Annotated in this window: 25 protein-coding genes; 5 read left to right on the forward strand and 20 right to left on the reverse strand. The window is 72.2% G+C overall.

Annotated elements, in window-relative coordinates; translation table 11 throughout:
* Positions 1-98: 98 nt before the first annotated feature.
* The 6 genes from FHX52_RS20585 to FHX52_RS20610 form a co-directional block, all read right to left on the reverse strand.
* Positions 99-539 carry a hypothetical protein gene (locus tag FHX52_RS20585; RefSeq protein WP_141824236.1) on the reverse strand — a complete coding sequence of 147 codons (441 nt, stop codon included), beginning with the start codon at positions 537-539 and terminating at the stop codon, positions 99-101.
* Between the two features lie 52 nt (positions 540-591).
* Positions 592-1287, reverse strand: coding sequence for an NADPH-dependent F420 reductase (locus tag FHX52_RS20590; protein ID WP_141824237.1), 696 nt, complete (start codon positions 1285-1287; stop codon positions 592-594).
* 28 nt (positions 1288-1315) lie between these two features.
* Positions 1316-2803, reverse strand: coding sequence for a HAMP domain-containing sensor histidine kinase (locus tag FHX52_RS20595; RefSeq protein WP_141824238.1), 1488 nt, complete (start codon positions 2801-2803; stop codon positions 1316-1318).
* Entirely contained in the window at positions 2800-3543 is a 744-nt protein-coding gene (locus FHX52_RS20600; RefSeq protein ID WP_141824239.1) for a response regulator transcription factor, read from the reverse strand. The genes FHX52_RS20595 and FHX52_RS20600 overlap by 4 nt, the downstream gene beginning before the upstream one ends.
* Before the next feature lie 45 nt (positions 3544-3588).
* Positions 3589-4077, reverse strand: a complete 489-nt coding sequence (locus FHX52_RS20605) for a DedA family protein (protein WP_141824240.1) — start codon at positions 4075-4077, stop codon at positions 3589-3591.
* Between the two features lie 83 nt (positions 4078-4160).
* Positions 4161-4721: an isochorismatase family protein gene (locus FHX52_RS20610; RefSeq protein ID WP_141824241.1), complete on the reverse strand. Its 561-nt coding sequence runs from the start codon at positions 4719-4721 to the stop codon at positions 4161-4163.
* Positions 4722-4934: 213 nt separating this feature from the next.
* On the opposite strand from FHX52_RS20610, the gene FHX52_RS20615 reads away from it, so the two are divergent.
* Together FHX52_RS20615 and FHX52_RS20620 are read left to right on the forward strand one after the other, a co-directional pair.
* Positions 4935-5789, forward strand: a complete 855-nt coding sequence (locus FHX52_RS20615; protein WP_141824242.1) for a TrmH family RNA methyltransferase — start codon at positions 4935-4937, stop codon at positions 5787-5789.
* A 111-nt stretch (positions 5790-5900) separates the two neighbouring features.
* Entirely contained in the window at positions 5901-6536 is a 636-nt protein-coding gene (locus tag FHX52_RS20620; protein WP_141824243.1) for a VOC family protein, read from the forward strand.
* Positions 6537-6729: 193 nt separating this feature from the next.
* Here FHX52_RS20620 and FHX52_RS20625 read toward each other — a convergent pair whose 3' ends face one another.
* From FHX52_RS20625 to FHX52_RS20665, 9 genes are all read right to left on the reverse strand, one after another.
* Positions 6730-9192, reverse strand: a complete 2463-nt coding sequence (locus tag FHX52_RS20625; RefSeq protein WP_141824244.1) for a heavy metal translocating P-type ATPase — start codon at positions 9190-9192, stop codon at positions 6730-6732.
* A complete protein-coding gene (locus FHX52_RS20630) occupies positions 9189-9410 on the reverse strand; it encodes a heavy-metal-associated domain-containing protein (protein WP_141824245.1) in 222 nt (73 codons plus the stop codon). The genes FHX52_RS20625 and FHX52_RS20630 overlap by 4 nt, the downstream gene beginning before the upstream one ends.
* Positions 9411-9419: 9 nt before the next feature.
* Positions 9420-9701, reverse strand: coding sequence for a metal-sensitive transcriptional regulator (locus FHX52_RS20635; protein ID WP_141824246.1), 282 nt, complete (start codon positions 9699-9701; stop codon positions 9420-9422).
* 52 nt (positions 9702-9753) lie between these two features.
* A complete protein-coding gene (locus tag FHX52_RS20640) occupies positions 9754-10170 on the reverse strand; it encodes an MmcQ/YjbR family DNA-binding protein (RefSeq protein ID WP_141824247.1) in 417 nt (138 codons plus the stop codon).
* Positions 10171-10226: 56 nt separating this feature from the next.
* Entirely contained in the window at positions 10227-11639 is a 1413-nt protein-coding gene (gene purB, locus FHX52_RS20645; RefSeq protein WP_141824248.1) for an adenylosuccinate lyase, read from the reverse strand.
* Positions 11640-11790: 151 nt separating this feature from the next.
* A complete protein-coding gene (locus tag FHX52_RS20650; RefSeq protein WP_141824249.1) occupies positions 11791-12192 on the reverse strand; it encodes a hypothetical protein in 402 nt (133 codons plus the stop codon).
* Between the two features lie 20 nt (positions 12193-12212).
* Complete coding sequence (locus FHX52_RS20655) at positions 12213-13013, reverse strand: VOC family protein (protein ID WP_141824250.1); 801 nt, start codon at positions 13011-13013, stop codon at positions 12213-12215.
* Positions 13014-13074: 61 nt separating this feature from the next.
* The gene (locus FHX52_RS20660) at positions 13075-13866 is read right to left on the reverse strand and encodes a VOC family protein (RefSeq protein ID WP_141824251.1); all 792 of its coding nucleotides are present in this window, start codon (positions 13864-13866) and stop codon (positions 13075-13077) included.
* 41 nt (positions 13867-13907) lie between these two features.
* Positions 13908-14417: a low molecular weight protein-tyrosine-phosphatase gene (locus tag FHX52_RS20665; protein WP_141824252.1), complete on the reverse strand. Its 510-nt coding sequence runs from the start codon at positions 14415-14417 to the stop codon at positions 13908-13910.
* Between the two features lie 81 nt (positions 14418-14498).
* Here FHX52_RS20665 and FHX52_RS20670 point away from each other — a divergent pair, with 81 nt between their 5' ends.
* From FHX52_RS20670 to FHX52_RS20680, 3 genes are all read left to right on the forward strand, one after another.
* Complete coding sequence (locus tag FHX52_RS20670; protein ID WP_141824253.1) at positions 14499-14882, forward strand: YybH family protein; 384 nt, start codon at positions 14499-14501, stop codon at positions 14880-14882.
* 95 nt (positions 14883-14977) lie between these two features.
* Positions 14978-16300 carry an MFS transporter gene (locus FHX52_RS20675; protein WP_185747456.1) on the forward strand — a complete coding sequence of 441 codons (1323 nt, stop codon included), beginning with the start codon at positions 14978-14980 and terminating at the stop codon, positions 16298-16300.
* Between the two features lie 231 nt (positions 16301-16531).
* Positions 16532-16735: a cold-shock protein gene (locus tag FHX52_RS20680; protein ID WP_141824254.1), complete on the forward strand. Its 204-nt coding sequence runs from the start codon at positions 16532-16534 to the stop codon at positions 16733-16735.
* 79 nt (positions 16736-16814) lie between these two features.
* Here the strand turns inward: FHX52_RS20680 and galE are convergent, their stop codons facing one another.
* From galE to cydD, 5 genes are all read right to left on the reverse strand, one after another.
* On the reverse strand, positions 16815-17831 hold the full coding sequence (gene galE / locus FHX52_RS20685) for a UDP-glucose 4-epimerase GalE (RefSeq protein ID WP_141824255.1): 1017 nt from the start codon (positions 17829-17831) through the stop codon (positions 16815-16817).
* 43 nt (positions 17832-17874) lie between these two features.
* Positions 17875-18759 (reverse strand): M56 family metallopeptidase, encoded by an 885-nt coding sequence (locus tag FHX52_RS20690; RefSeq protein ID WP_141824256.1) that lies wholly within the window; start codon positions 18757-18759, stop codon positions 17875-17877.
* 3 nt (positions 18760-18762) lie between these two features.
* The gene (locus FHX52_RS20695; RefSeq protein WP_141824257.1) at positions 18763-19182 is read right to left on the reverse strand and encodes a BlaI/MecI/CopY family transcriptional regulator; all 420 of its coding nucleotides are present in this window, start codon (positions 19180-19182) and stop codon (positions 18763-18765) included.
* A gap of 12 nt (positions 19183-19194) precedes the next feature.
* Positions 19195-21090 (reverse strand): thiol reductant ABC exporter subunit CydC, encoded by a 1896-nt coding sequence (gene cydC, locus FHX52_RS20700; RefSeq protein ID WP_246070298.1) that lies wholly within the window; start codon positions 21088-21090, stop codon positions 19195-19197.
* Between the two features lie 310 nt (positions 21091-21400).
* Positions 21401-23074 (reverse strand): thiol reductant ABC exporter subunit CydD, encoded by a 1674-nt coding sequence (gene cydD / locus FHX52_RS20705; RefSeq protein ID WP_141824258.1) that lies wholly within the window; start codon positions 23072-23074, stop codon positions 21401-21403.

Below are 23074 nucleotides of genomic sequence, written 5' to 3' on the forward strand. Positions count from 1 at the left end.
GCGCCTCACACCCAAATGCCGCTGTCCAACGTTGGACACCACCGCGCCGCGGTATGCCGGGTGGCCGGGGCCCGCGGCATACGCGAGCGGGTGCGCGGTCAGTTCGCGAGCTGGAACGTCACGTAGCGGTCGGCGCTCATCTGCAGGTAGAGGGCCATCGCGCACGGCAGGCCCTTGTCCTGGCGCGCCAGCGGGGGTGCCACGACGGCGAGCACCGGCTTGCCGACGACGGGCAGCGGCGGCACCGTCGCGACGACGCGCAGCGTGCGGTCGACGTCCTTGATGGCCCACAGGCTGCCCGCCCGCGCCTCGACCTCGGCCCGCGTCAGCAGGACCGGTGACGTCGACGCGATGTACGTGCGGTCGCAGAACGAGATGCGCTGCGGGGTCTGCCACCACGTGCCGTAGGCCCGGCGGTAGGCGATGCTCGCTGCACCGATGACGCCGACGACGAGGGCCACGACGGCCAGGGCTGCGACGACACGACGCCCCCGGCTCGGCGTCCGGTCCCGGTCGGGTGGGGTCCCCAGCACGGTCACGAATCTAGTGCATGCCGTGCCGGGGCCCGGACGGCGCCGATCGACGAGGGTGTCAGCTCGCCTGGTCGAGGTAGCGCTGCGACTGCTCGGCACGGGCCCTAACGGTCGCCGCGGGGACGGGCTGGGCACCCTGCGTCCAGTCGGCGGGGTCAGCGGCATACATCGTGCCGTAGGCGGCGGTGTCGCGCTGGGTGCGCCACCCCTCCGAGAGGGGGCCGAGGTCGACGGTGTCGTAGCCGATGGCGTCGAGCGCCTCCGCGACGACCTGCTTGGCCTCGGTGTCGTCACCGGCGATCGCGAGAGCGCTGCGCAGGGGGTCACCGGTGGTGCGACCCAGCACCGCGAGGTGGCCGAAGAAGATGTTGTTGAAGGCCTTGACGACCTTCGACTCGGGCAGGTGGGCCTGGAGCAGCTCGGACGTGGTCGTCGACTCGTCGTCGAGGGCGGCGATCTGGCCGTCACGCTGCGGGTAGTAGTTCATCGTGTCGATGACGACCTTGCCGCGCAGCGGCTCGACGGGAACGTCGGTGTAGCTCTTCAGCGGGATCGTCACGACGACGATGTCACCGGTGGCAGCAGCCTCGTCGGCCGTGGCGGCGCGCGCCCTCGGACCGAGCTCGGCGACGAGGTCGGTGAGCGTCTCGGGCCCCCGGCTGTTGCTCATGACGACGTCGTGGCCGGCCAGGACCGCGAGCTTCGCGACGGTGCTGCCGATGTTTCCGCTTCCGATGAATCCCCAGGTGGTCATGGCGGGGACAACCGCGAAAGGGTGCGCGTCATTCCGCGCGTGGACTCGGGAGCCACAGCGTGAACCGGGCGCCTCCCTCGGGAGCATGGCCGGCCTCGACGGTGCCGCCGAGGAGAGCGGCGAGGCGGCCGACGATGGCGAGTCCGAGCCCGGTCCCGACCGGCCGGAGCCCGCGATAGCGCTCGTGCAGCACCGACGGCTCGAACGCGACGGGAATGTCGGCGTCGGTGAGGCCCGGCCCGCCGTCGCGGACCTCGATGACGTAGCCGGGCCCGGGGGTGGTTGCCGTCTCGGCCTGTTGGTGTGCGTGAGACGCAACGGCACGGATCTCGACGACGATCGGGCGGCCGGACGGCGTCACCCGCAGGGCGTTCTCGAGGAGACCGTCGACGAGCTGGCGCACGCGTGCCGGGTCGGTGCTGAGGTGGGCCCGGCCGACGGCAGGCAGGTAGGTGAAGGGCACGCCGACGGCGGCGCAGCGCTTGCCCCACACCGACTCGACCTCCCGTCCGAGAGAGACGAGATCCGTGTCCTGGGTGACGAGGCGGGGCTGGTCGGCGCCGAGCCGGGCGAGGTCGAGGAGGTCACCGACGAGCCGCTCGAGGCGGCGCGCCTCGGTGAGCACGACGCCCCCGACCCGAGCCGTCTCGTCGGCCGGCACGACGCCGCTCGCCAGCGACTCCGCGTAGCCGCTGATGCCGGTGAGCGGGGTGCGCAGGTCGTGCGAGACCGAGAGCAGGAAGTCGCGCTGCCGACCTTCGGACCGGTTCAGCGAGGCCGACAGGGTGTTGAGGGCGCTCGCGACCTCGGCCACCTCGGTCGGGCCCTCGACGGGCACTGCGACGTCTCGGCGGCCTGCGGCGAGGGAGTGCGCGGCGTCTGCGGTGTGCCGCAGGGGGCGAGCGAGGCGTCGAGCCATCGCGGCGCTCACGGCGATGGCGATGGCTGCGGCGATGCCGAGCGCGAGCAGCACCCGGCGGACGAGCCTGTCGGCGTCGGCGGTCGCGTCGGCGCGCCGCTGCACGAGGATGATGCCGCCGGCCTCAGTGGGTCGACCCTCGACGAGCACTGTGCCACCAGCGATCTCGTCACGAGCAGACACCGAGCGCCCGGCGAGCAGGGCCTGTTGCCGGGACGGGGTCATGGCCTGGCGGGCCAGGGGGCTGGTCGACGTGATGGCCCCGCGCTGCGTCACGCTGGCCGACTCGACGCCGAGCCCGCCGAGGGTGCGGACGGCGCGGTTCTGGCTGACCCGGGCGGCCTCGCCCGCATCCGCGCGGACCGCCGCGGCGTCGGCGATGCGCGACAGGGTGCGTCGGGCGGACTCCTCGGCCGACGACCGGGTCAGCCCCACCGCGAGCAGTCCGGCGAGCAGTGCGGTCAGGACGGCGATGCCGACCGCGAGCAGCGTGATGCGACCCGACAGCGACGCCCGCCACGAGCCGCCGCCCAGCCGCCGCGGCGCGGGGTCGTGCGCCGAACCATCACCGCGCCAGTCGTCCGGAGGGTCCGTCATGGCGAGCCCGCTGACGCAGCAGCGGAGGTGGGAGGGGTGGCCCGCTCGGCGGCATACCCGACGGAGCGCACGGTGCGGATGGGGCTCGCGTCGCCGAGCTTGGCCCGCACCTGCGCGACGTGGACGTCGACGGTGCGCCCGCCCGCGCTCGAGGCGTAGCCCCAGACGTCGCTGAGCAGCTGCTCGCGGGTGAAGACGATGCCCGGGCGCCTCATGAGATGCGCCAAGAGGTCGAACTCCGTTGCCGTCAAAGCGATCTCGGTGCCATCGACGCGCACCTCGTGGCTGGATAGGTCGACCGTGAGGGTGCCGTGTCGAAGCAGACTCGGAGCGCTTCCCTCGCCCCGGGTGCGGCGAAGCACGCTGCCGACCCGCGCGACGAGCTCGCGCGGCGAGAACGGCTTGGTGAGGTAGTCGTCGGCCCCCAGCTCGAGCCCGAGGACGCGGTCGACCTCGTCGTCGCGCGCCGTCACGAAGAGCACCGGCGTCCAGTCGCCGTCCGCCCTCAGGCGGCGGCACACCTCGATTCCGTCCAGCGTCGGCAGGCCGATGTCGAGCACGATCGCGCTCGGGCGCAACGCTCTCGCGGCCCGCAGTGCCTCGGCGCCGTCGCCGACGACCTCCACGCCGTAGCCGGCTGCGCGCAGGTTGAGACGCAGCACGTCGGCGATGGCGGGCTCGTCCTCGACGACGAGCACGAGACCACGCTGCGTGCTGGCCGCGGGTGGGTCGGAGGGCACGTTCGAAGCGTAGTGAGGGGTCGCCGCGCCCGGGTCACGTCCGTGTCAGGATCGTGTTCGGGCCGGGTCGGCCACCTCGGCCTCGCGGCGCCGGGCACGCAGGACCCAGATGGCGGCCCCCGCACCGACCACGGCCACGATCACGGCAAGGCCCCACCACGACCCGGCCTCGGCGGCGATCCAGGCCTGGACGACGGCGAGGCCGATCGTCGCGTAGAGGGCGGCCCACGCCGCCGATCCCACGACGGCCGCGGGCACGTAGAAGCGCAGCGGCATCCGCATCACCCCCGCCGTGAGGTGCACCGCCGTCTGGATGCCGATGGTGAGGTAGGACAGCGTCACGGCGAACGGGCCGAGGCTGCTCAGGAGCGACTCGGCTCGTCGCGTCAGCTCGCCGTGCGCTCCGCGGTAGCGCCGCCAGCCGGCCACGGCGCCCCGGCCGACCCAGTAGGTCGCGTTGGAGCGCGCCATGACGATGACGAAGAGCGCGGCGAACGCCTGCCAGAAGGGCAGGGCGGCCAGCCTGTCGAGCATGTCCACAGCCTAATCGGGGCGTCGGTGCGGTCCGCCCGCGCCCGGCGCGAGCGGGACTCCCCGTGCCCGCGGTGGACCGGCGCTCAGCTCGCCCCGAAGTCGACCTCGGCGGCAGGCTTCACGTCACCGGTGCGGCCCGGTGCCTCGGACCACGACCAGTACTCGTTGGTGTGGGCGATGACCTGCTCCGGCGAGACCGGCACTCCCCACTGGCGCAGGTCCTCGGTTGTGTGGGCGTCGGCGACGAGGGTGGCGTCGTAGCCGCGGACGAAGGCGCCGTGCAGCGTGGAGCGGATGCACGCGTCGGTCTGGGCTCCGGTTACGACGAGCCGGCCGACGTGGCGCTCGGCGAGCACCGACTCGAGTTCGGTGTCCTCGAAGGAGTCGCCATAGCGCTTGTGCACGAGCGGCTCGGACTCGGCGGGGCTCAGCTCGGGGACGAGCTGCCACCCGTCGGTGCCGACCGCCATGTTGTCGTCGGAGTGCTGCACCCAGATGACCGGAACCTGCTCGTTGCGGGCCTTGTCGACGAGCGTGGAGATGCGGTTGACGACTCCGTCGCGGTCCCATGCGTCTGCCACGACCTGCTGCTGCACGTCGACGACGATGAGTGCGGTGTTGGGGCGTCCTTGCAGGGTGGTCATGGTGCCTCCAGGTCTGCGGTGTCCGTCGTCTCGACGCTACGCCCCGGCACCGACACATCCCGTCCTACGCCGCCCCCGATCTGCGCCCGCCCCCGACCTGTGCCTCCCCCGTTCCGCGCATGCCCCGGTCTGCGCCCCGCGTCCGACAGCGGCCGCCACGCATCTGCGCGTCAGCCCCGGCCCCGCCCGCGCGGATGGGATGCTGGGCCTGCCATGACGAACCCCATCCCGTTCGGCCGCGAGCTCGTCATCAGCTCGACCGCCAACCCGCGCCTCAAGGCGATCCTCGCCCTGCGCCGTCGCCGCACCCGAGAGGAGACCGGCCAGACCCTCGTCGAGGGCTACGAGGAGATCGGCCTCGCCCTCTCGGCAGGCGTCCGGCCGAGCACCGTCTACGTCTGCGAGCAGCTCTTCAGCCCGGCCGGCCGCGCCGGCTCGCAGGACATCGGCCACCAGTCCGACCTGCTGACGCGCCTGCGCGACGACCGGGTCGAGGTCGTCCACCTCAGCCGCCAGGTCTTCGAGAAGGCGTCCTACCGCGACGGGCCCGACGGGCTCCTCGCGGTGGTCGACGAGGTCGGGCGGCCCCTCGGGGACCTCCGGGTCGAGGGCCCCGACCACCTCACCCTGCTCAGCCAGGGTGTCGAGAAGCCCGGCAACCTCGGCGCCATGCTCCGCACCGCCGACGCCGCCGGGGTGGACGACGTCATCGCGGCCGACCCGGTCACCGACTGGGGCAACCCCAACGTCGTGCGGGCTAGCAAGGGCACGGTCTTCGCGCTGCCCGTCGCCGCCGCGACGACGGCCGAGGCGCTGGCGTGGCTCGACGCGGGCGGCATCCGGCTCGTCGTCACGACCCCGGAGACCGATCTGCTGCACACTGACGTCGACTACACGGGTCGGGTCGCGATCGCGGTGGGCAGCGAGAAGCACGGTGCCGACCAGACGCTGCTCCAGGCCGCCACCCATCGCGTGCGGATTCCCATGCACGGCAAGGCCAACAGCCTCAACGTCGCTGCCTCGGCCGCCATCGTGCTCTACGAGGCCGTGCGACAGCGCTCCCGCTGACACCGCGACACCCGGCCGGACGGCATACCCCCTGTGGCGGGTGTGGCTGGCGGATCGGGCCGGGGGAGGGGTGGTCAAGAGCACCCCTTGGCGTGTGTCACGATGTTCTGTATGCGAGTTGACCATGTCTCCTATGCAGCAGAAGCCGGGGGCCTCAAGGCCACGGCCGAGCGACTGTCCGAGCTGATCGGTGTCGAGCCGGTCAACGGCGGCGTTCATCCGCGTTTCGGCACCCGCAACGTCATCTTCCCGTTGGCGAAGGACCACTACCTCGAGGTCGTCGAGGTGCTCGACCACCCGGCGTCCGACAAGGCGCCGTTCGGTCAGGCCGTGCGTGCCGCGTCCGAAGCCGGCGGCGGCTGGCTCGGCTGGGTCGTCGCGGTCGACGACATCCGCAAGGTCGAGCGTCGTCTCGGTCGCGAGTCGGTGGTCGGCAACCGGCACCGTCCCGACGGCACCGAGCTCAAGTGGCGCCAGCTCGGCATCAAGGGCCTCATGGCAGACCCGCAGGTGCCCTACTTCATCGAGTGGGACGACATGACCGTGCACCCGTCCGCGGGCGCCGACACGTCGGTCCGCATCGACAACCTCCAGATCGCCGGTGACCCCCAGCGAGTGCGCGAGTGGCTCGGTCCCGACGACAACTTCGACAAGGGCGGCATCGACTTCACCTTCGTCGCGCCGCACGGCACGCCCGGCCTGCTGTCGGTCACCTTCGACACCCCCGGCGGCAAGGTCACCATCTGACCCCGCTCTCAACTCGCTCGCGAACGGCGGTCACCCCTCGGGGTGGCCGCCGTTCGTCGTCCCGAGGCCGTATGCGTGTCGCCGCGCCCCGCGGTGTGCAGCCCGGCCGCACCCCGCCAATCGAAAGAGCAGTTCGTCGGCCGACGAACTGCTCTTTCGATTGGTGTGGAGGGGCGCGGCGGCCCTCAGAGGGTCAGCGGCCGAAGCGCTTGAGGCGCAGCGAGTTGCTGACGACGAGGACCGACGAGAGCGCCATGGTGGCGCCGGCGATCATCGGGTTGAGCAGGCCGAAGGCGGCCAGCGGGATGGCGGCGGTGTTGTAGCCGAACGCCCACGCGAGGTTCTGCTTGATGATGCGCAGGGTCTGGCGCGAGAGGGCGATGGCGTCGGCGACCGCGTCGAGGTCGGCCCGCACGAGCACGATGTCGGCGGAGTCCATCGCGACGTCGGTGCCCGAGCCCATGGCGAGCCCGAGGTCGGCCTGCGCGAGGGCGGCCGCGTCGTTGACGCCGTCGCCGACCATGGCGACGACCCGGCCCGAGCCCTGCAGCTCCGTGACGACACGGTGCTTGTCGGCCGGCAGCACGTCGGCACGCACGTGGTCGGCCGCGATGCCCACCTGTTCGGCGACGCTGCGGGCGTTGGTCGCGCTGTCGCCCGTCAGCAGGTAGGGCGTCAGGCCGAGCTCACGGAGCCGGGCGATGGCGGCCCGTGACGACTCGCGCACGGTGTCCTCGACCGTGAGGGCGGCCTGGGCCTCGCCGTCCCAGCCGACGAAGACGGTCGTGCCGGCGTTGGCCTCGGCGTGGCGGAGCAGCTCGGGGTCGACCCTGTCGAAGAGCGCGGCCTTGCCGACGACGACCTCGGTGTCCTTGATGCGTGCCGTGGCCCCCTCGCCGGGGTTGGTCGTGAAGTCGCGGATGCGCGGCAGGGTGAGCCGCGCCTCCTGTGCTCCCGCGACGACCGCTCGTGCGATCGGGTGCTCGCTGCCCTGCTCGACCGCGGCGGCCGCTGTCAGCGCCGCCGCCTTGGAGAGGCGTCCACGCACGGCGATGCTGCGCAGCCGCAGCTGGCCGGTCGTCACGGTGCCGGTCTTGTCGAGCACGACGGTGTCGACCCGCCGCGTGTCCTCGAGGACCTGCGGGCCCTTGATGAGGGTGCCGAGCTGGGCGCCGCGGCCCGTGCCGACGAGCAGCGCGGTCGGAGTGGCGAGCCCGAGCGCGCAGGGGCAGGCGATGATGAGCACCGTCACGGCGACCGCGATGGCCTGCCCGAGGTCGTGCCCGGTCACGAGCCATGCGATGAACGTGACGAGCGCGATGACGAGCACGACGGGCACGAAGACGGCCGAGACCCGGTCGGCGAGACGTTGCACGTCGGCCTTGCCGGTCTGCGCCGTCTCGACGAGACGCTGGATGCCGGCGAGCATCGTGTCGGCGCCGACCCTGCGGGCCTCGACGATGAGCCGGCCGGTCGTGTTGATCGAGCCACCCGTGACGTCGTCACCGGGCGACACGTCGACGGGCGTCGACTCCCCGGTCACGAGGCTCGCGTCGACCGCGCTCGAGCCGTCGAGGACGACGCCGTCGGTGGCGACCTTCTCGCCGGGCCGCACGATGAACTGGTCGCCGACGACGAGCTGCGCCACCGGGATGCGGGTCTCGCTCGTGATCCGCGACTGCGGGTCGATGCGCAGCACCGCGACGTCCTTGGCGCCGAGGTCGAGCAGCGACCTCAGCGCGTCCTTGCCGGAGTCCTTCGCCCGGGCCTCGAGGAACCGGCCGGTGAGCAGGAAGGTCGTGACGACGGCCGCGACCTCGAAGTAGAGGTGTGGCCCGCCCGCGAGCAGCTCGACGACGGAGTAGCCCCACGCGGCGAGCACGCCGATCGACACGAGGGTGTCCATCGTCGAGGCGAGGTGACGGGCGTTGACCGCGGCAGCCCGATGGAAGGGCCAGGCGCACCAGAAGACGACGGGCGTCGCGAGCAGGAACTGCAGCCACGGGCTCGCCGCGAAGGACGGCAGCACCATGGCGAGCAGGAAGACCGGCACCGTGAGGGCCGCCGCGACGACGAGCCGCGGCTTGATGACGTCCTGGGCGGGCGTGTGCTCGAGGTGGCTCTCCGCCATGGCCTCGTCGCCGCCGCCCTCGTGGACGGGACTCCCGCCCGCGTGGACGGCACCGCTGCTTTCCTGGGCAGATCCGCCACCCGCCCGGGCGGCACCAGAACGCTGCACCGGCTTGCCGGCACCGCCGGACCCGCCGGACCCGCCGGACCCGCCGGACCCCGCAGGCTGCCCGCCTGTATGCCGTGACCTCAGCTTGTCGAGCAGCACGCCGGCCCCGGGAAGCTCGCCGGACGGCATACCGGAGGCGGGCGTGGCGGGGGTGGGGGCTGACGGAGCGGCGCCGATGACGCGAGCGCCGTAGCCGGTCTTCTCGACCTCGGCGACGATCTGGGCGACCGTCACCGGCGCCGAGAAGGAGACGAACGCCTTCTCGGTCGCGAGGTTGACCGTGGCCGAGTCGATGCCGGGGACCTTGCCGAGCTTGCGCTCGATGCGGGCCGAGCACGAGGCGCAGGTCATGCCGGTGATGGCCAGCCGGACCTGCTCCGGCGTGCCCTCGGTGACCGTGGCCTCGGGGGTGGTCATCGGACCGCGTAGCCCGCCTCGGCGACGGCGGCCTCGACGGCAGCCGGGTCGAGCGGGGCCTCGCTGGTGATCGTGACCCCCGACTCCTCACCGGGGTGGAGGTCGACGTCGACGCCGGTCACGCCGGGCAGCTCCGAGAGCTCCTCGGTGACCGAGGCGACGCAGTGGCCGCAGGTCATGCCCGTGACGGCGATCTGGGTGGTGTGGCTGTCGTTCATCGTCTCTCCTCAGCTGCGGACGAGGCGGGCGATCGCGTCGGCCGCCTCCCTGATCTTGACCTGGGCGGCCTCGTCGGACTCCCGGGCGGCGTCGACGACGCAGTGCGCGACGTGGTCCTCGAGCAGGCCGAGGCTCACCGCCTGCAACGCCTTGGTAATGGCGCTCACCTGGGTGAGGATGTCGATGCAGTAAGTGTCGGACTCGACCATCTTCTGCACGCCGCGCACCTGCCCCTCGACGCGCCGGAGCCGCTTCAGGTAGTCGTCCTTGCTGCCGGCGTATCCGGGCATCGCCACCTCCTTGTCATGGTCAACAGCATACCCCTATGGGGTATTCCCGTCGTCACGGGGCGGCCAGGAAGTCGGCCGCGAGCCGCTTCGGCGCCTTCGCCAGCCACGCGTCGGTGACGATCTCGCGCAGCTCGTCGACGGTGATCCGCCCGAGGTCGCGCTCGAGGAGCAGCACAGCGTTGTAGCCGTTCCAGTGCGGCGTCGTGAAGAACGGCGTGCCGGGGTCGCCGACGAGCGCCTCCTTGTCCTCGGCGGTGCACGAGAAGGCCATGACGTCGTCGTAGGGCTCGCCGGTGTCCGGGTCGAACGCGTCCTTGCGGGGCTCGCGGAAGAAAACGAACGTCTTGCCGCGCACCTGGTATGCCGGTCGGCCGGGTGCGGCGCGGTCCGCGGGGTCGCGCGTCACCTCGGGCAGCCCGAGCGCGAGCTCCTCGACGTCGGAGACCCTGGCCTTTCGCGTGCGTGCCATGCCTGACGACGGTAGCCCGCCGGGCGGCATACCGCGACGGGATCGGAGGGTGTGTCTCAGACGAGGTAGTCGTCGACGAGACGGCTGGCGAGGGCGGTGTAGGTCTGCGGCGTCAGGGCGACGAAGCGCGCCTCGACGTCTGCGGGGAGCCCGAGCCCGCGCACGAACTCACGCAGGTCGTCACCGTCGATGCGACGGCCCCGGGTCAGCTCCTTGAGCCGCTCGTACGGCTCCTCCATGCCGGGGACGCCCTGGGCGCCGAGGGCCCGCATCGCCGACTGGATCGGCTCACCGAGCACCTCCCAGTTGGCCTCGAGGTCGGCGGCCATGCGCTCGGGCACGGCGTCGAGCCCGGCGAGGCCGCGCGAGACGTTGTCGAGCGCGAGGAGGCTGTGGCCGAAGGCCGTGCCGATGTTGCGCTGCATGCTCGAGTCCGTGAGGTCGCGCTGGAGGCGGCTCTGGACGAGCGTGCCGCCGAGCACGTCGAGGAGCGCATTGCTCACCTCGAGGTTGGCCTCCGCGTTCTCGAAGCGGATCGGGTTGACCTTGTGCGGCATCGTGCTCGACCCGACGGTGCCCTGGCCGCGGACCTGGGCGAAGTAGCCCATCGAGATGTAGGTCCACACGTCGGTGCAGAGGTTGTGCAGGATCCGGTTGAAGCGCGCGACGTCGGCATAGAGCTCGGCCTGCCAGTCGTGGCTCTCGATCTGCGTCGTCAGCGGGTTCCACGTGAGGCCGAGGCCCTCGACGAAGGCCTTGGACACGGCCGGCCAGTCGACGTCGGGCAGCGCCAGCGCGTGCGCCCCGAACGTGCCGGTCGCACCGTTGAACTTGCCGAGGTACTCCTGGCGCTCGATGCGGCGCAGCTGCCGCCCGAGCCGGTGCGCGAGGACCGCGAGCTCCTTGCCCATCGTCGTCGGCGTCGCCGGCTGGCCGTGCGTGTGCGCGAGCAGGGGCACGTCCTTGAGCTCGCGGGCCAGGTCGGCGACCTGCGCGACGAGCGCCTGCGCCCTGGGCAGCCAGACCTGCTCGACCGCGCCCTTGACCATGAGGGCGTAGGAGAGGTTGTTGATGTCCTCGCTCGTGCACCCGAAGTGGATCAGCTCGGCGAGACCCTTGTCGGCATCGGCCGGAGCGATCGCGGTGAGGCGCTCCTTGAGGAAGTACTCGACGGCCTTGACGTCGTGGACGGTGACCCGCTCGATCTCGCCGAGCTCGGCGACCTCGTCGGTGCCGAAGTCGTCGACGACCTGGCGCAGCGCGGCGACCTCGTCGTCGGTCAGCTGTCGCACTCCCGGCACGACGCCGTGGCTCGTCTGGTGGATGAGCCACTCGATCTCGACGTGGACGCGCTGCCGGTTGAGCGCCGCCTCCGAGAGGTGGTCGACGAGAGGAGCGACTGCGCCGCGGTAGCGGCCGTCGAGCGCTCCGAGCGCGATGGGCGGGGTCGCGTCAGCGAGAGAAGCCATGCCGCAATCCTCCCAGAGGTCCTGGCCGCGCCCGTATGCCGTCCGCAGCGCGGGTGCGCGAAGGCTGGGACCCCGCCGGACGGCATACCGGCGGGGTGCCGGAGGCGTGGGGCTGAGGCCAGTCGGTGGTCACGCAGTGGTCATGCGGAGGTCAGGCGGCGCGGCGCTCGCGGGCCGACTCGACGCCCGCCTTGACGAGGGCGATGGGCAGCAGCAGCGTGACGACCGCGGTCACGAGCCACACGATGAGGGTCGCGAGGACCCACGTCGCGGCGCCGCCCGTGATCGTCAGCGAGTTGGCGAAGATGCTCGCGGCGAGCAGGGCGAGGAAGGTGGCGATGAGCCCGACGCCGCCCAGCAGGGCACGGGCGCTGCTCGCCGCGACCTTGGCGAGGAACGGCGAGATGACGCTCTGGACGACGGTGTAGATGACGACCGTGAGAAGGAACCCGCTCGCCGTCACGCTGACGTCGTCGAGGATGAGGTCAGCCGCGATGAGACCGATGGCGGCAGAGCCCAGGAAGATCGCCGTGCGCACGAGGAAGCGGATCATACGGTGATCGTAGCGATGGCTCAGTTCGTCGGGTCGTCCTTCGGCGGAGCGGGACGCATGATCGAGAACGTCTCGCCGCTGGGGCCGGCGACGACCGCCATGCGCCCGTAGGTCGTGTCGAACGGCGGCTGTACGACCGAGCCGCCCAGCTCGAGCACGCGGTCGGCGGCCTCGTCGCACGACTCGACGGCGAAGTAGACCATCCAGTGCGACGGCACCTCGGCGGGCGCCGCCGCCGGGATCTCGCCGATGCCGCCGATGGGCCGGCCGTCGTCGAGGCTCGCGACGCTGTAGTGGAAGTCGTCCTCCCCGATCTCCTGCAGGTGGTAGCCGAAGACCTCGGTGTAGAAGGTCTTGCTCGCGGCGTAGCTGCGGCTCATCGTCTCGGCCCAGCAGAGCGCGCCGGGCTCGTCGACGAGGTCGGTGCCGGTGTGCCGCTTGGCCTGCCAGAGCCCGTACGCCGCGCCGGCGGGGTCGGCCCCGACGGCGATGCGGCCGACGTCGAGCACGTCCATCGGCCCGAGGAAGAAGATGCCGCCGGACGTGGCGGCGCGCTTCGCGGCGGCGTCGACGTCGTCGGTCGCGAGGTAGAGCGTCCAGGCACTCACCTGACCCGGGTCGTCGGGATTCTTCGCCATCGCCCCGGCGACGACGTGGCCGTCCTTGCGCGCCATGACGTAGCCGCCCGCCTCGGCCGGCAGGTCTTCGAAGGTCCAGCCGAAGAGGGCGCCGTAGAAGCGCCGCGCCGCATCGAGGTCGTCGACCATGACGTCGGCCCAGCAGGGGGTGCCGGGCGCGAAGCGGTCGGGATGGACGGGCATGAGCAGCGCTCCTTGAGCAGGTGGGTCGAGTTCGGTCGAGGGCAGTCGAGGTCAGTCGAGGTCAGTCGAGGTCGGGGACGAGGATCGAGAAGACCTCGCCCTCGGGGCCGCTCAGCACGGCGCCGACCCCGTAGGGCCCGTCGAACGGGCCCTGGATGAGGGTGGCGCCGAGGTCGAGCGCCTTGGCGAGCGAGGGCACGACGCTGTTCGTCGCGAAGGAGGCCACCCAGTGGGGCGGGATCTCGCGCGGCCACTCGTCGTCGATCTCGGCGAGGCCGTAGGCGGGGTTGCCGTCGCCGGTGTGCGCGGTGGCCCAGCGGGGCCCGCCGTTCTCGGTCTCGTCGGTGAACTCGTGCCCGAAGACGCGCAGCTGGAAGTCCTGGACGCGGTCGTAGTCGCGCGTCAGCAGCTCGTTCCACGTCAGCGACCCGGGCTCGTCGAGCAGGCCGCTGCCGGGGAGGTCGCCCGGCTCCCAGACCCCGAAGTAGGCCCCGCCGGGGTCGAGGGCGATGAAGGTGCGGGCCAGGGCGCCGATCGGCACGGGGCGCCCGAGGGTGCGGCCGCCGTGGGCGTTGATGGCCGCCTCGGCCACCTCGATCTGGCCGACCCGAAGGTAGGTCGTCCACTGGCTCGCGATCGGTGCGCCGACGGGCTTGCGGCTGATGCCGGCGACGGGGTGCCCGTCGAGCAGCGCCATCGTGTAGCCACCGGTCGCGGCGTCGCCGGCCAGCCAGCGCCAGCCGAAGAGTCCTGAGTAGAAGCTCTGGGCGCGCTCGACGTCGCTGACGAGCAGGTCGACCCAGCAGGGGGCACCGTAGGGGTAGTCGGGGACGGTGAGGTTGAGGTCAGGCATCGTGTCGCGGGTGTCGTTCGTGTCGCTGGGGTGGCATGAGGTCAGGCGTGGTCCGTCTCGATCCGGCCCCTGATGTGGTCGAGGATGCCACGGCAGGCCGCCTCGACCTCGGTGAAGCACTGCAGGAAATGTGACTCGTCGCCGTACCACGGGTCACCCGTCTCCAGGGTCCCTGCGGCGACGGCCTCCGGGTCGAACTCTCGCACGAGGCGGATCTTCGCCCGGTTGTGGGGGGTGCGTGCGAGCCGCTGGAGCACCCGCACGTGCCCCTCGTCGGAGGCGAGTACGAGGTCGAGGTCGGCGAACTCGTCGGGGTCGAACTCGCGGGCGCGGTGGCGGGACCCGTCGTAGCCGTGCTGCGCCAGCACGTCGACGGTGCGGGGGTCGGCGTGCTCCCCGACGTGCCAGTCGCCCGTGCCGCTGGAGCTGACGAGCACCTGGTCGTGCAGCCCCGCGTCGGTGACCATCCGCTGGAGGATGACGTGCCCCATCGGCGACCTGCAGATGTTGCCGCTGCACACGAAGGTGACGTGCAGGGGGCGCGGCGACATGGACCCATTCAACACCTCCGATCGGGAGGTATCGGGCGATCGGCGGCACCCGTTGTCGGTGGTCGCTGCGACGGTGGGCGCATGACGACGACAGCAGGCGCTGCCACCCCCGCCGAGCTCGAGGCCCGCTTCTGCCTCCTCGCTGCGGAGGGTGACCTCGACGGGCTGACGAGGCTGTATGCCGCTGACGCCGTCGTCAGCCTGCCGCGCGGTCGCGAGGCCGCCGGGCACACGGCCATCCGCAGGGCCTTCGCCGAGGCGCTCGCGAGCGGAGCGCGCTGGCCCGAGGCCGACAGCACCCGGGTCATCGAGTCGGGCGCCCTCGCGATGACGACCTCGACGAGCGCCGACGGTGTCGTCGGCACTCAGGTGGCGCGCCGCGAGCCCGACGGCCGCTGGGTCTGGGTGCGCGACGGTTCGCACCTGCGATGTGCGGCGGTGGCAGACCTGCTGGGCGCGGCCTGACGGGGGAGGCGTAGTTTGCGTCGGTGAGCGCCGAACCCCCCGACCCCGTGCAGACGGGGTCTCCACCTACGGGGCCGGCCGAGGAGCACCCACGGCTGCCCGGCCCGCCTCCGGGTGCCCGGTCGTCGCACTTCGTCGACCTCACGCCGTTGCGCGAGAGCCCGGCCTTCGCCCGGCTCTGGTTCGGCAACACCCTCGCCGGCATCGGCACGTTCGTCACCAACACGGCCGTCGGGCTGCACATCTACGACCTGACGCGCTCGACCTTCATGGTCTCGCTCGTCGCCTGGTTCTCGCTCGTGCCGATGATCGTCGCCGGCCTCTACGGCGGAGCGATCGCCGACCGGTTCGACCGGCGCACCGTCGCTCTCATCGCCTCTCTCGTCGCGTGGGCCTCGACGGTGAGCCTCGCGCTCATCGCCTGGGCGCACGTCGAGGCGGTCTGGGCCTTCTACGTCATCACGACCGTCAACGCCGTCGCAGCGACGATCGCCTCGACGACCCGACAGGCCATCACGCCGCGGCTGCTGCCGGCCTGGCTGCTCCCCAAGGCAGCAGCGCTCGTCGGCATCTCGGGCGGCCTCATGGTGACCGTGGGCCCCGGCGTCGCCGGTGTGCTCGTCTCGCAGGTCGGCTACGCCTGGACCTACACCGTCGACGTGCTCCTCTTCCTCGCCGGCTTCTTCGGCCTGTGGACCCTGCCCCGCATCAGGCCCGAGGGCGGGCGGACCCCGGCAGGCGGCATACGCTCGGTGATCGACGGCCTGTCGCACCTGCGCCGCGCCCCCAACATCCGCATGAGCTTCGTCGTCGACCTCATCGCGATGACCTTCGGCCAGCCCATGGTGCTCTTCCCTGCGGTCGGCGCGATCGTCATAGGCGGCGGCCCCGTGACGGCGGGCCTGCTCCTCGCGTCGTTCGCCGTCGGCGGCATCCTCTCGAGCCTCGTGTCCGGTCAGGTGACCGGCCTGCGCTGGCAGGGGCGGGCCATCCGCAACGCCATCGTCTGCTACGGCCTCGGCATCACCGGCTTCGGCGTCGTGCTCGCCTGGGTGACGCTCAGCGGCCACGCCGTGCAGTCGATGGACTTCGCCGACGTCAACGGGCCGGCCCTCCTGCTCGCAGCCGTGGCCCTCGCGGTCGCCGGGGGCTCCGACAACATCAGCTCGATCTTCCGGCAGACGATCCTGCAGACGGCCGTGCCCGACCACCTGCGCGGTCGCACCCAGGGCGTCTTCACCGTCGTCGTCACGGGTGGGCCGCGGCTCGGGCAGATGTTCGCCGGCACCCTCGCGACGCTCACGGCGACGTGGGTGCCCTCGCTCGTGGGTGGCGTCCTCGTCGTCGTCCTCGTCTGGGTGACCGTCGCGCGCGTCCCGTCCTTCCGCGACTACGACGCCCTCGACCCGCGCCCCTGACGCGCTCCAGCCCCGGCCCTGAGCAGCTCCCCGGAAGCGCTCCCGTGGCTTGATCAGGCCGAATGGCCTCCGTGCTGCTACGGTTCATAGCGGTTGCCGTTCCGGTCCCTCCACTCGGGACTGTGCACGACTGAGCCCCGGGCGACGTTTCCGTCCGATGTGCTCGCCGTGGTCATCGGCGGCCTGAGGTCTCCACACGGGAGAGCTCGCTGACAAGAAGAGGCAACACCAGTGGCAACAGGCACCGTTAAGTGGTTCAACAGCGAAAAGGGCTTCGGCTTCATCGAGCAGGACGGTGGCGGCGCTGACGTCTTCGTGCACTACTCGGCCATCGACAGCGGCGGCTACCGCGAGCTGCAGGACGGCCAGAAGGTCGAGTTCGACGTCACGCAGGGCCCGAAGGGTCCTCAGGCGGAGAAGGTCCGGGTCATCTGACCCAGCCAGACATCTCGGGACATCGTCCCGTCAGGAACCCCCGGCCGATGGTCGGGGGTTCCTGCGTGTCCCCGGCTGGTCAGGCGTCGGGGTAGCCGTGCGGGTTGGCGCTCTGCCAGCGCCACTGGTCGACGCACATGTCGTCCATCGACTTCTCGGCGCGCCAGCCCAGCTCGCGGTTGGCACGGCTCGGGTCGGCGAACGACTCGGGCAGGTCGCCGGCGCGTCGGGCGACGACCTCGTAGGGCAGCTCGTGCCCGACGGCGCGCTCGAAGGCGTGCAGCACCTCGAGGACGCTCGTGCCGTGGCCCGTGCCGAGGTTCCACGTCGACACCGGGTCGTCGATCTTGCCGAGCCGGTCGAGCGCGGCGAGGTGGCCGGCCGCGAGGTCCTCGACGTGGATGTAGTCGCGCAGGCAGGTGCCGTCGGGCGTCGGGTAGTCGTCGCCGAAGACGAGCAGCTTGTCGCGCCGACCGACCGCGACCTGCGCGATGAAGGGCATGAGGTTGTTGGGGATGCCCTGCGGGTCCTCACCGATCGTGCCGCTCACGTGGGCGCCCACCGGGTTGAAGTAGCGCAGCAGCGCGATGCGCAGCGTGGGGTCCGCAGCGGCGACGTCGCGCAGGATCTGCTCGATCATCACCTTGGTCCACCCGTAGGGGTTGGTCGCCGCGGTCGGCATGTCCTCGACGAGGGGTGGGGTGTTGTGCCCGTAGACCGTGGCCGAGGAGCTGAAGACGAGTTTCTTGACCTGGTGCAGCCGCATCGCGCGCACGAGCGAGAACGTCGAGACGAGGTTGTTCTCGTAGTACTCGAGCGGCATCTCGACGCTCTCGCCGACGGCCTTGAGCCCGGCGAAGTGGATGACCGCGTCGATCTGCTCGTTCGCGAAGAGATGCTCGGTCTTGTCGTGGTCGCGCAGGTCGAAGGAGTGCACCGGCAGGTGGGTGTCGGTGAGGGCTTCGAGCCGGTTGACCACGGTGGGCTTGCTGTTGCCGAAGTTGTCGACGATGAGCACGTCGTGCCCCGCCGCGACGAGCTGGACCACGGTGTGCGAGCCGATGTAGCCGGCGCCGCCGCTGACGAGTACGCGCATGGTGCTCACCCTAGCGAGCCGACGCCTGGTGGTGCTGGGCGCCTCAAGCGGGCGAGAAGCCTGCGAAGGCGAGCACCAGCAGCGTGAGGGGAGCGGCCACGAGGACGATCGAGGCGGCATACATCAGCGTCGACGCGACGGGTGCGGGCAGGCCGGCCACCCGGCCACCCTCGAGGAGCTCGATGCGGGCCTTGGCGGCGGCAGTGCTCTCGCGGATGGCCATCGCCCCGGCGGGCTTGGGGCCGTCGGCCATGCCCACGATCGCGCGCGCCGTCGTCACGACACCGGCGCGGCGCACGGCAGCACGGTCGGCGAGCACCTCGATGAGCAGGTGCACCTCCCGCAGCGCGGTCGAGGAGCGCACGAAGCCCGGAACCGCCTCGTGCACGACGGTGAAGAACTCCATGACGAGGTCATGGCGGGCGGCGAGGTGGGCGCGCTCGTGGGCCATGACGGCGTCGAGCTCGTCGGGGGAGAGGCGGTCGATGGTGCCCTGCGTCAGCACGACGCGGCGCCGCACGCCGGGCAGGCAGTATGCCGTGGGGGTCGTGTGCTCGAGGACGCGCGTGTGGCCGTCGCCCTGGGTCGCGAGCAGGTCGACGAGCTCGCGGTGGCGCCGACGCACGCTTCGCAGGTTGCGGCCGACCCGGTCACCCGAGACGAGCAGGCGCACCGTCACGATGCCGGTGAGCAGGGCGGCGACGGCGAGGACCGGCCAGCTGTCGCGAAGGCGCGGCGCCGAGCCGATGAGCCACGGCACGGCCGCCGGTGCGGCGAAGAGCGCCGCGAGAACCGCCGCCACGGCGGTGGACTGCCACAGCACGAGGGCTGCCCGCGGGCCGCGTCGCACCGTCGTCACGCGGGCGAGCGCGCGCGGCACCGGCCACGCGAGCAGCAGCGCCAGTGCGACGAGGGCGAGGACGAGCACGGCTCAGGTGGTCGCGCGGACGCCGGCGGAGTTGCGGGCCTCGAGCTCGGCGAGCGCCGCGCGCAGCTCGTCGATCTCCTCGGGCGTCGACTCGTCGAGGAAGTGGAGCAGCGCCGTACGACGGGTGTCGCCGGCGAGCTCGCCCAGGGTGTGGTGCAGCGTCTCGGAGGTGAGCTCCGCGCGGGAGGACGACGCGGTGTAGCGCCAGGCGCGGCCGTCGCGCTCACGCTCGACGAGGCCCTTCTTCGACATGCGGTCGAGCACCGTCATGAGGGTCGTGTAGGCGAGGCCGCGGTCGAGGCCCACCCGGTCGTGCACCTCACGGACGGTAAGGCCGTCGGGGTGTGCCTCGTGGGAGGTCCAGAGCTCTTCCATGACGGCGCGCTCGAGGTCACCGAGCCGGTTGCGGGGAGTGCTGGGCATGTCGTGTCCAATCTACCGACGGGGCGGGTGGTGCGGGCTGGGGCCGGGGGCGGCCGTCGCCGAGGGGGCATCAAGTATGAGGGCTTTGTCCGTGGTCGACGCCGGGTGGCGGAGGGACAGGGACCTCTCGAAGAGATCTACCCCCTCGTCACGATGCGTCACCATGACCAGCGTCCGGGGCGGCTCGGATATGCCCGCGACGCGCGTGAGATCGGCCACGACCGAGCGGGCTGTCGGCGGGTCGAGGTGGGCAACGGGCTCGTCGAGGAGCACGACGGGGCGCCGGCTGAGCAGCGCGCGGGCTATGCCGAGCCGGGTGCGCTGGCCACCCGAGATGCCGCGTCCGCCCGCGCCGAGCACCGTGTCGAGCCCGGCGGGCAGGTCGGTCGTCAGCGTGGCGAGCCCGGCATCGGCGAGGGCTGTCTCCATGGTCGCGTCGTCGGCGTCCGGGGCCGCCAGGGCGAGGTTGGCGCGCAGGCTCGTCGCGAAGACGTGGGTGTCGTCGTCGACGACGGCGAGGTGGCTGCGGGCGCCCTCGAGCGGCAGGGTCATGACGTCGACGTCGTCGTGCAGGTAGGAGCCGGCGACGGGGTCGAGGTGCCGGGCGAGCACCGCGAGCAGGGTCGACTTGCCGCTGCCGTTCGGGCCGGTGATCGCGAGGGTCGACCCGGCCGGCAGGTCGAGGTCGGCGGGGGCGAGGTCGGTGCGGTCGCCGGTCCACGACGCCGTGACTCCGAGGGTGCGCAGATGCAGGCCGGCGTCGGCGGTGGTGGCTGCGGGGACGGCGTGGTCGGTGGGGAGAGGGTGGCCGGTGGTGGGGGCGGGGTCATGGACGGCGGGGTCGTGGACAGCGGGGGTGAGGTCGAGCAGGTTGTCGATGCGCCGCTCGCTCTCCTTGGCGCGGGCGAGGGCGCGCATGGCATCGACGAGCGGTGAGATGGCGTCGGACACCGCAACCGGTGTCAGGGCGAGCAGTGCCTTGACCGGCGCCGCGACGTCGAGGCCCTGGGCGATGACCGCCACGACGATGACTGCAGCGCCGACGGCGACGAGGAAGAGCGCCGCGGCTGCGGCCCGGCCCAGGCTGACCCGTCGGGTGACGCGGGCGAGCGTCGCGTGGGCGTCGTCCAGCCAGCCCAGGGCGGTGGGCCACCCGCCGACGGCGCGCAGCTCGAGGGCCTGGTTGGCCATCAGCTCGCTGACGCGGGTGACCTCCGCTCGGGCGGCGAGCAGGTCGGCGAGGGAGCGCGACTCGAGGTGTGCGGCCAGGGCGCAGATCGCGGCGACGACGAGGGCGAGCACGGTGATCACGAGACCGACAGGAGGCGCGATGAGGGTCGTGACCCCGATGACGATGGCCCCGGCGACCAGGGTCGAGATGACGGGCACGGTGACGCGCACCTGGGCGTCGACGGCATCCGTGAGGTCGTCGACGACCCCTGTCAGCACGTCGGAGCGCCGCCGGCGTCCGAGCCGCGCCGGCGTCAGCGGGATGAGCCGGGCGTATGCCGTCGTGCGGCGGTCGGCGAGCAGCCGCAGGGCCACGTCGTGGCTGACGAGGCGCTCCCAGTAGCGGAACAGTGGCCGGGCCATGCCGAACGCGCGCACCGCGACGATGGCGGTGAGCAGGGTGAGGATGACGGGCATCTCCGCGGCGCGCACGATGAGCCAGCCCGACGTCGCCGTGAGGGCCATGCCGCATGCGGTCGCGAGTCCGCCGAGCAGGCCGCCCTTGGCAGTGCCGGCCGTGGGCCACCACACCGCCCGCCGCCGGCTGCTGTCTCCCCCCACCCCCATTCGAGGTGATGTGGGCACCGACGTGGGGTGCGCGATCACCCCGACTCGGGGGGTGGCGGGGGGACGGGGCGTGCTCGGGTTCGGGCTCGGCTGGCTCTCGTCGCGGGTCATGGTGCGACCTCCCGTCCTCCGGTTCGAGGTGATGTGGGCACCGACGTGGGGTCCCCGATCACCTCGACTCGGGGGGTGTGCTGCGAGGGAGAACCCTCTGACTCACCCCCGGTTCGAGGTGATGTGGGCACCGACGTGGGGTCCGCGATCACCTCGACTCGGGGGGTGTGCTGCGAGTGAGAACCCTCTGACTCGCCCCCGGTTCGAGGTGATATCGGCACCGACGTGGCGTCTGCGATCACCTCGACTCGGGGGGTGTCGGGGGGAGGGGTCATGCTCGGGTTCGGGCTCGAGTGGCTCTCGTCGCGGGTCATGGTGCGACCTCCCGTCCTCCGGTTCGAGGTGATGTGGGCACCGACGTGGGGTCCGCGATCACCTCGACTCGGGGGGTGGTGGGGATGAGGAGGTGAACGTGCTGGTCGGCGTGCTCCAGCAGCTCGTCGCGGTGCGTCGCAGCGATGACGACCCGCCGCTCGGCGATCTCAGCGACGAGCCGGGCGAGCTGCTCGGCCCCCTCGGGGTCGACGTGCGCGGTCGGCTCGTCGAGGAGCAGGAGGGTGTCGGTCGCGAGCCAGGCCCGGGCGAGGGCGAGCCTCTGGCGCTGACCGGCCGACAGCCCGAAGCCGTCGTCGCCGATCGTCGTCGACAGGCCCTCGTCGAGGGCGGCCACGACTCCGTCGACCTCGACCGCCCGCAGCGCCTCCCACAGCTCGGCGTCGGAGGCCGGGTGCCCGAGCGTGAGGGCGTCGCGGATGCTGCCTGCTCCGAGGAAGGGACGCTGGGTGACGTAGTGGCATGCGGGTGCACTGACGGCGCCGTCCGTGGGGCGTCGCAGACCGGCGACGAGGTCGAGCAGGGTCGACTTACCGACACCCGACTCGCCCGTGACGACGGTGAGGCCGGGGCCGGCCACGAGGTCGAGGTCACGGATCACGGGAGGCGACCCGGCGGCATACGCGAAGGTCACGCCCTCGAGACGCACCTCGCCGACGCGGCTGCTCCCCACCGGCCCCGCGCTCGTCGCTGCACGGGTGGCGGCGGGCAGGGCTGCAGGTGCGAGCTGGGTGAGGATCTCGTCGAGGGCGACGGCTCCGTCGGCGGCGGAGTGGTACTCCGCTCCGACCCGGCGCACCGGCCAGTAGGCCTCCGGGGCGAGGAGGATGGCGACGAGCCCCGGGCCGAGCTCCATCGAGCCGTGCGACAGCCGAAGGCCGACGGTGACCGCGACGATCGCGACCGAGATCGTCGCGAGCAGCTCGAGCGCGGCGGAGGAGAGGAACGCGATGCGCAGCGTCTCCATCGTCGCCACACGGTGCCGCTCGCTGACCGCACGCACCGTCTCGACCTGGCGCCGGGCGCGGCCGTAGCCGACGAGCGTCGGCAGGCCCCGCACGACGTCGAGGAAGTGACCCGAGAGGGCGGCGAGGGCCGACCAGCGGCGCTCCGTCGACTCGGCTGTCGCCTTGCCGATGAGGGCCGCGAAGACGGGCAGCAGTGGCAGCGTCAGGATGACGACGAGGGCGCTCGGCCAGTCGACGACGAGCAGCGTGCCGATGGCGAGCACGGGCACGACGGCAGCGGTCACGAGCGTCGGGAAGAACTTCGCGGCATACGGCTCGACGGCGCTCGCGCCGCCGGTGGCGAGCGCGACGGCACGGGACGGCTCGGGGCGCGAGCCCTCGTCGAGCTCGCCCCACCGGCGCAGCAGCGCCGATCGCAAGGCGGTCGACACCGCGACGCCGGACCGGGCCGCCACCCACTCGCTGGCCGCGGCGAGTCCGGCCCGCACGACGAAGATGATGCCGAGCCACACGAGCGCCGTCGTCAGTGAGCCACCGCCGACCACCCCGACGATGACGGCCGAAATCGCGAAAGCCGTTGCGATCGTGGCAATCCCGGCGACCACGCCGAGCGCCCCGAGGGCAGCGACGGGCCTCCGGGCGGCAGGGACCGCCCGGAGGAGTCGTGGGTCGAACGGCTTCAC

This window comes from Humibacillus xanthopallidus, assembly GCF_006717145.1.
In the GTDB taxonomy this organism is placed as follows: domain Bacteria; phylum Actinomycetota; class Actinomycetes; order Actinomycetales; family Dermatophilaceae; genus Humibacillus; species Humibacillus xanthopallidus.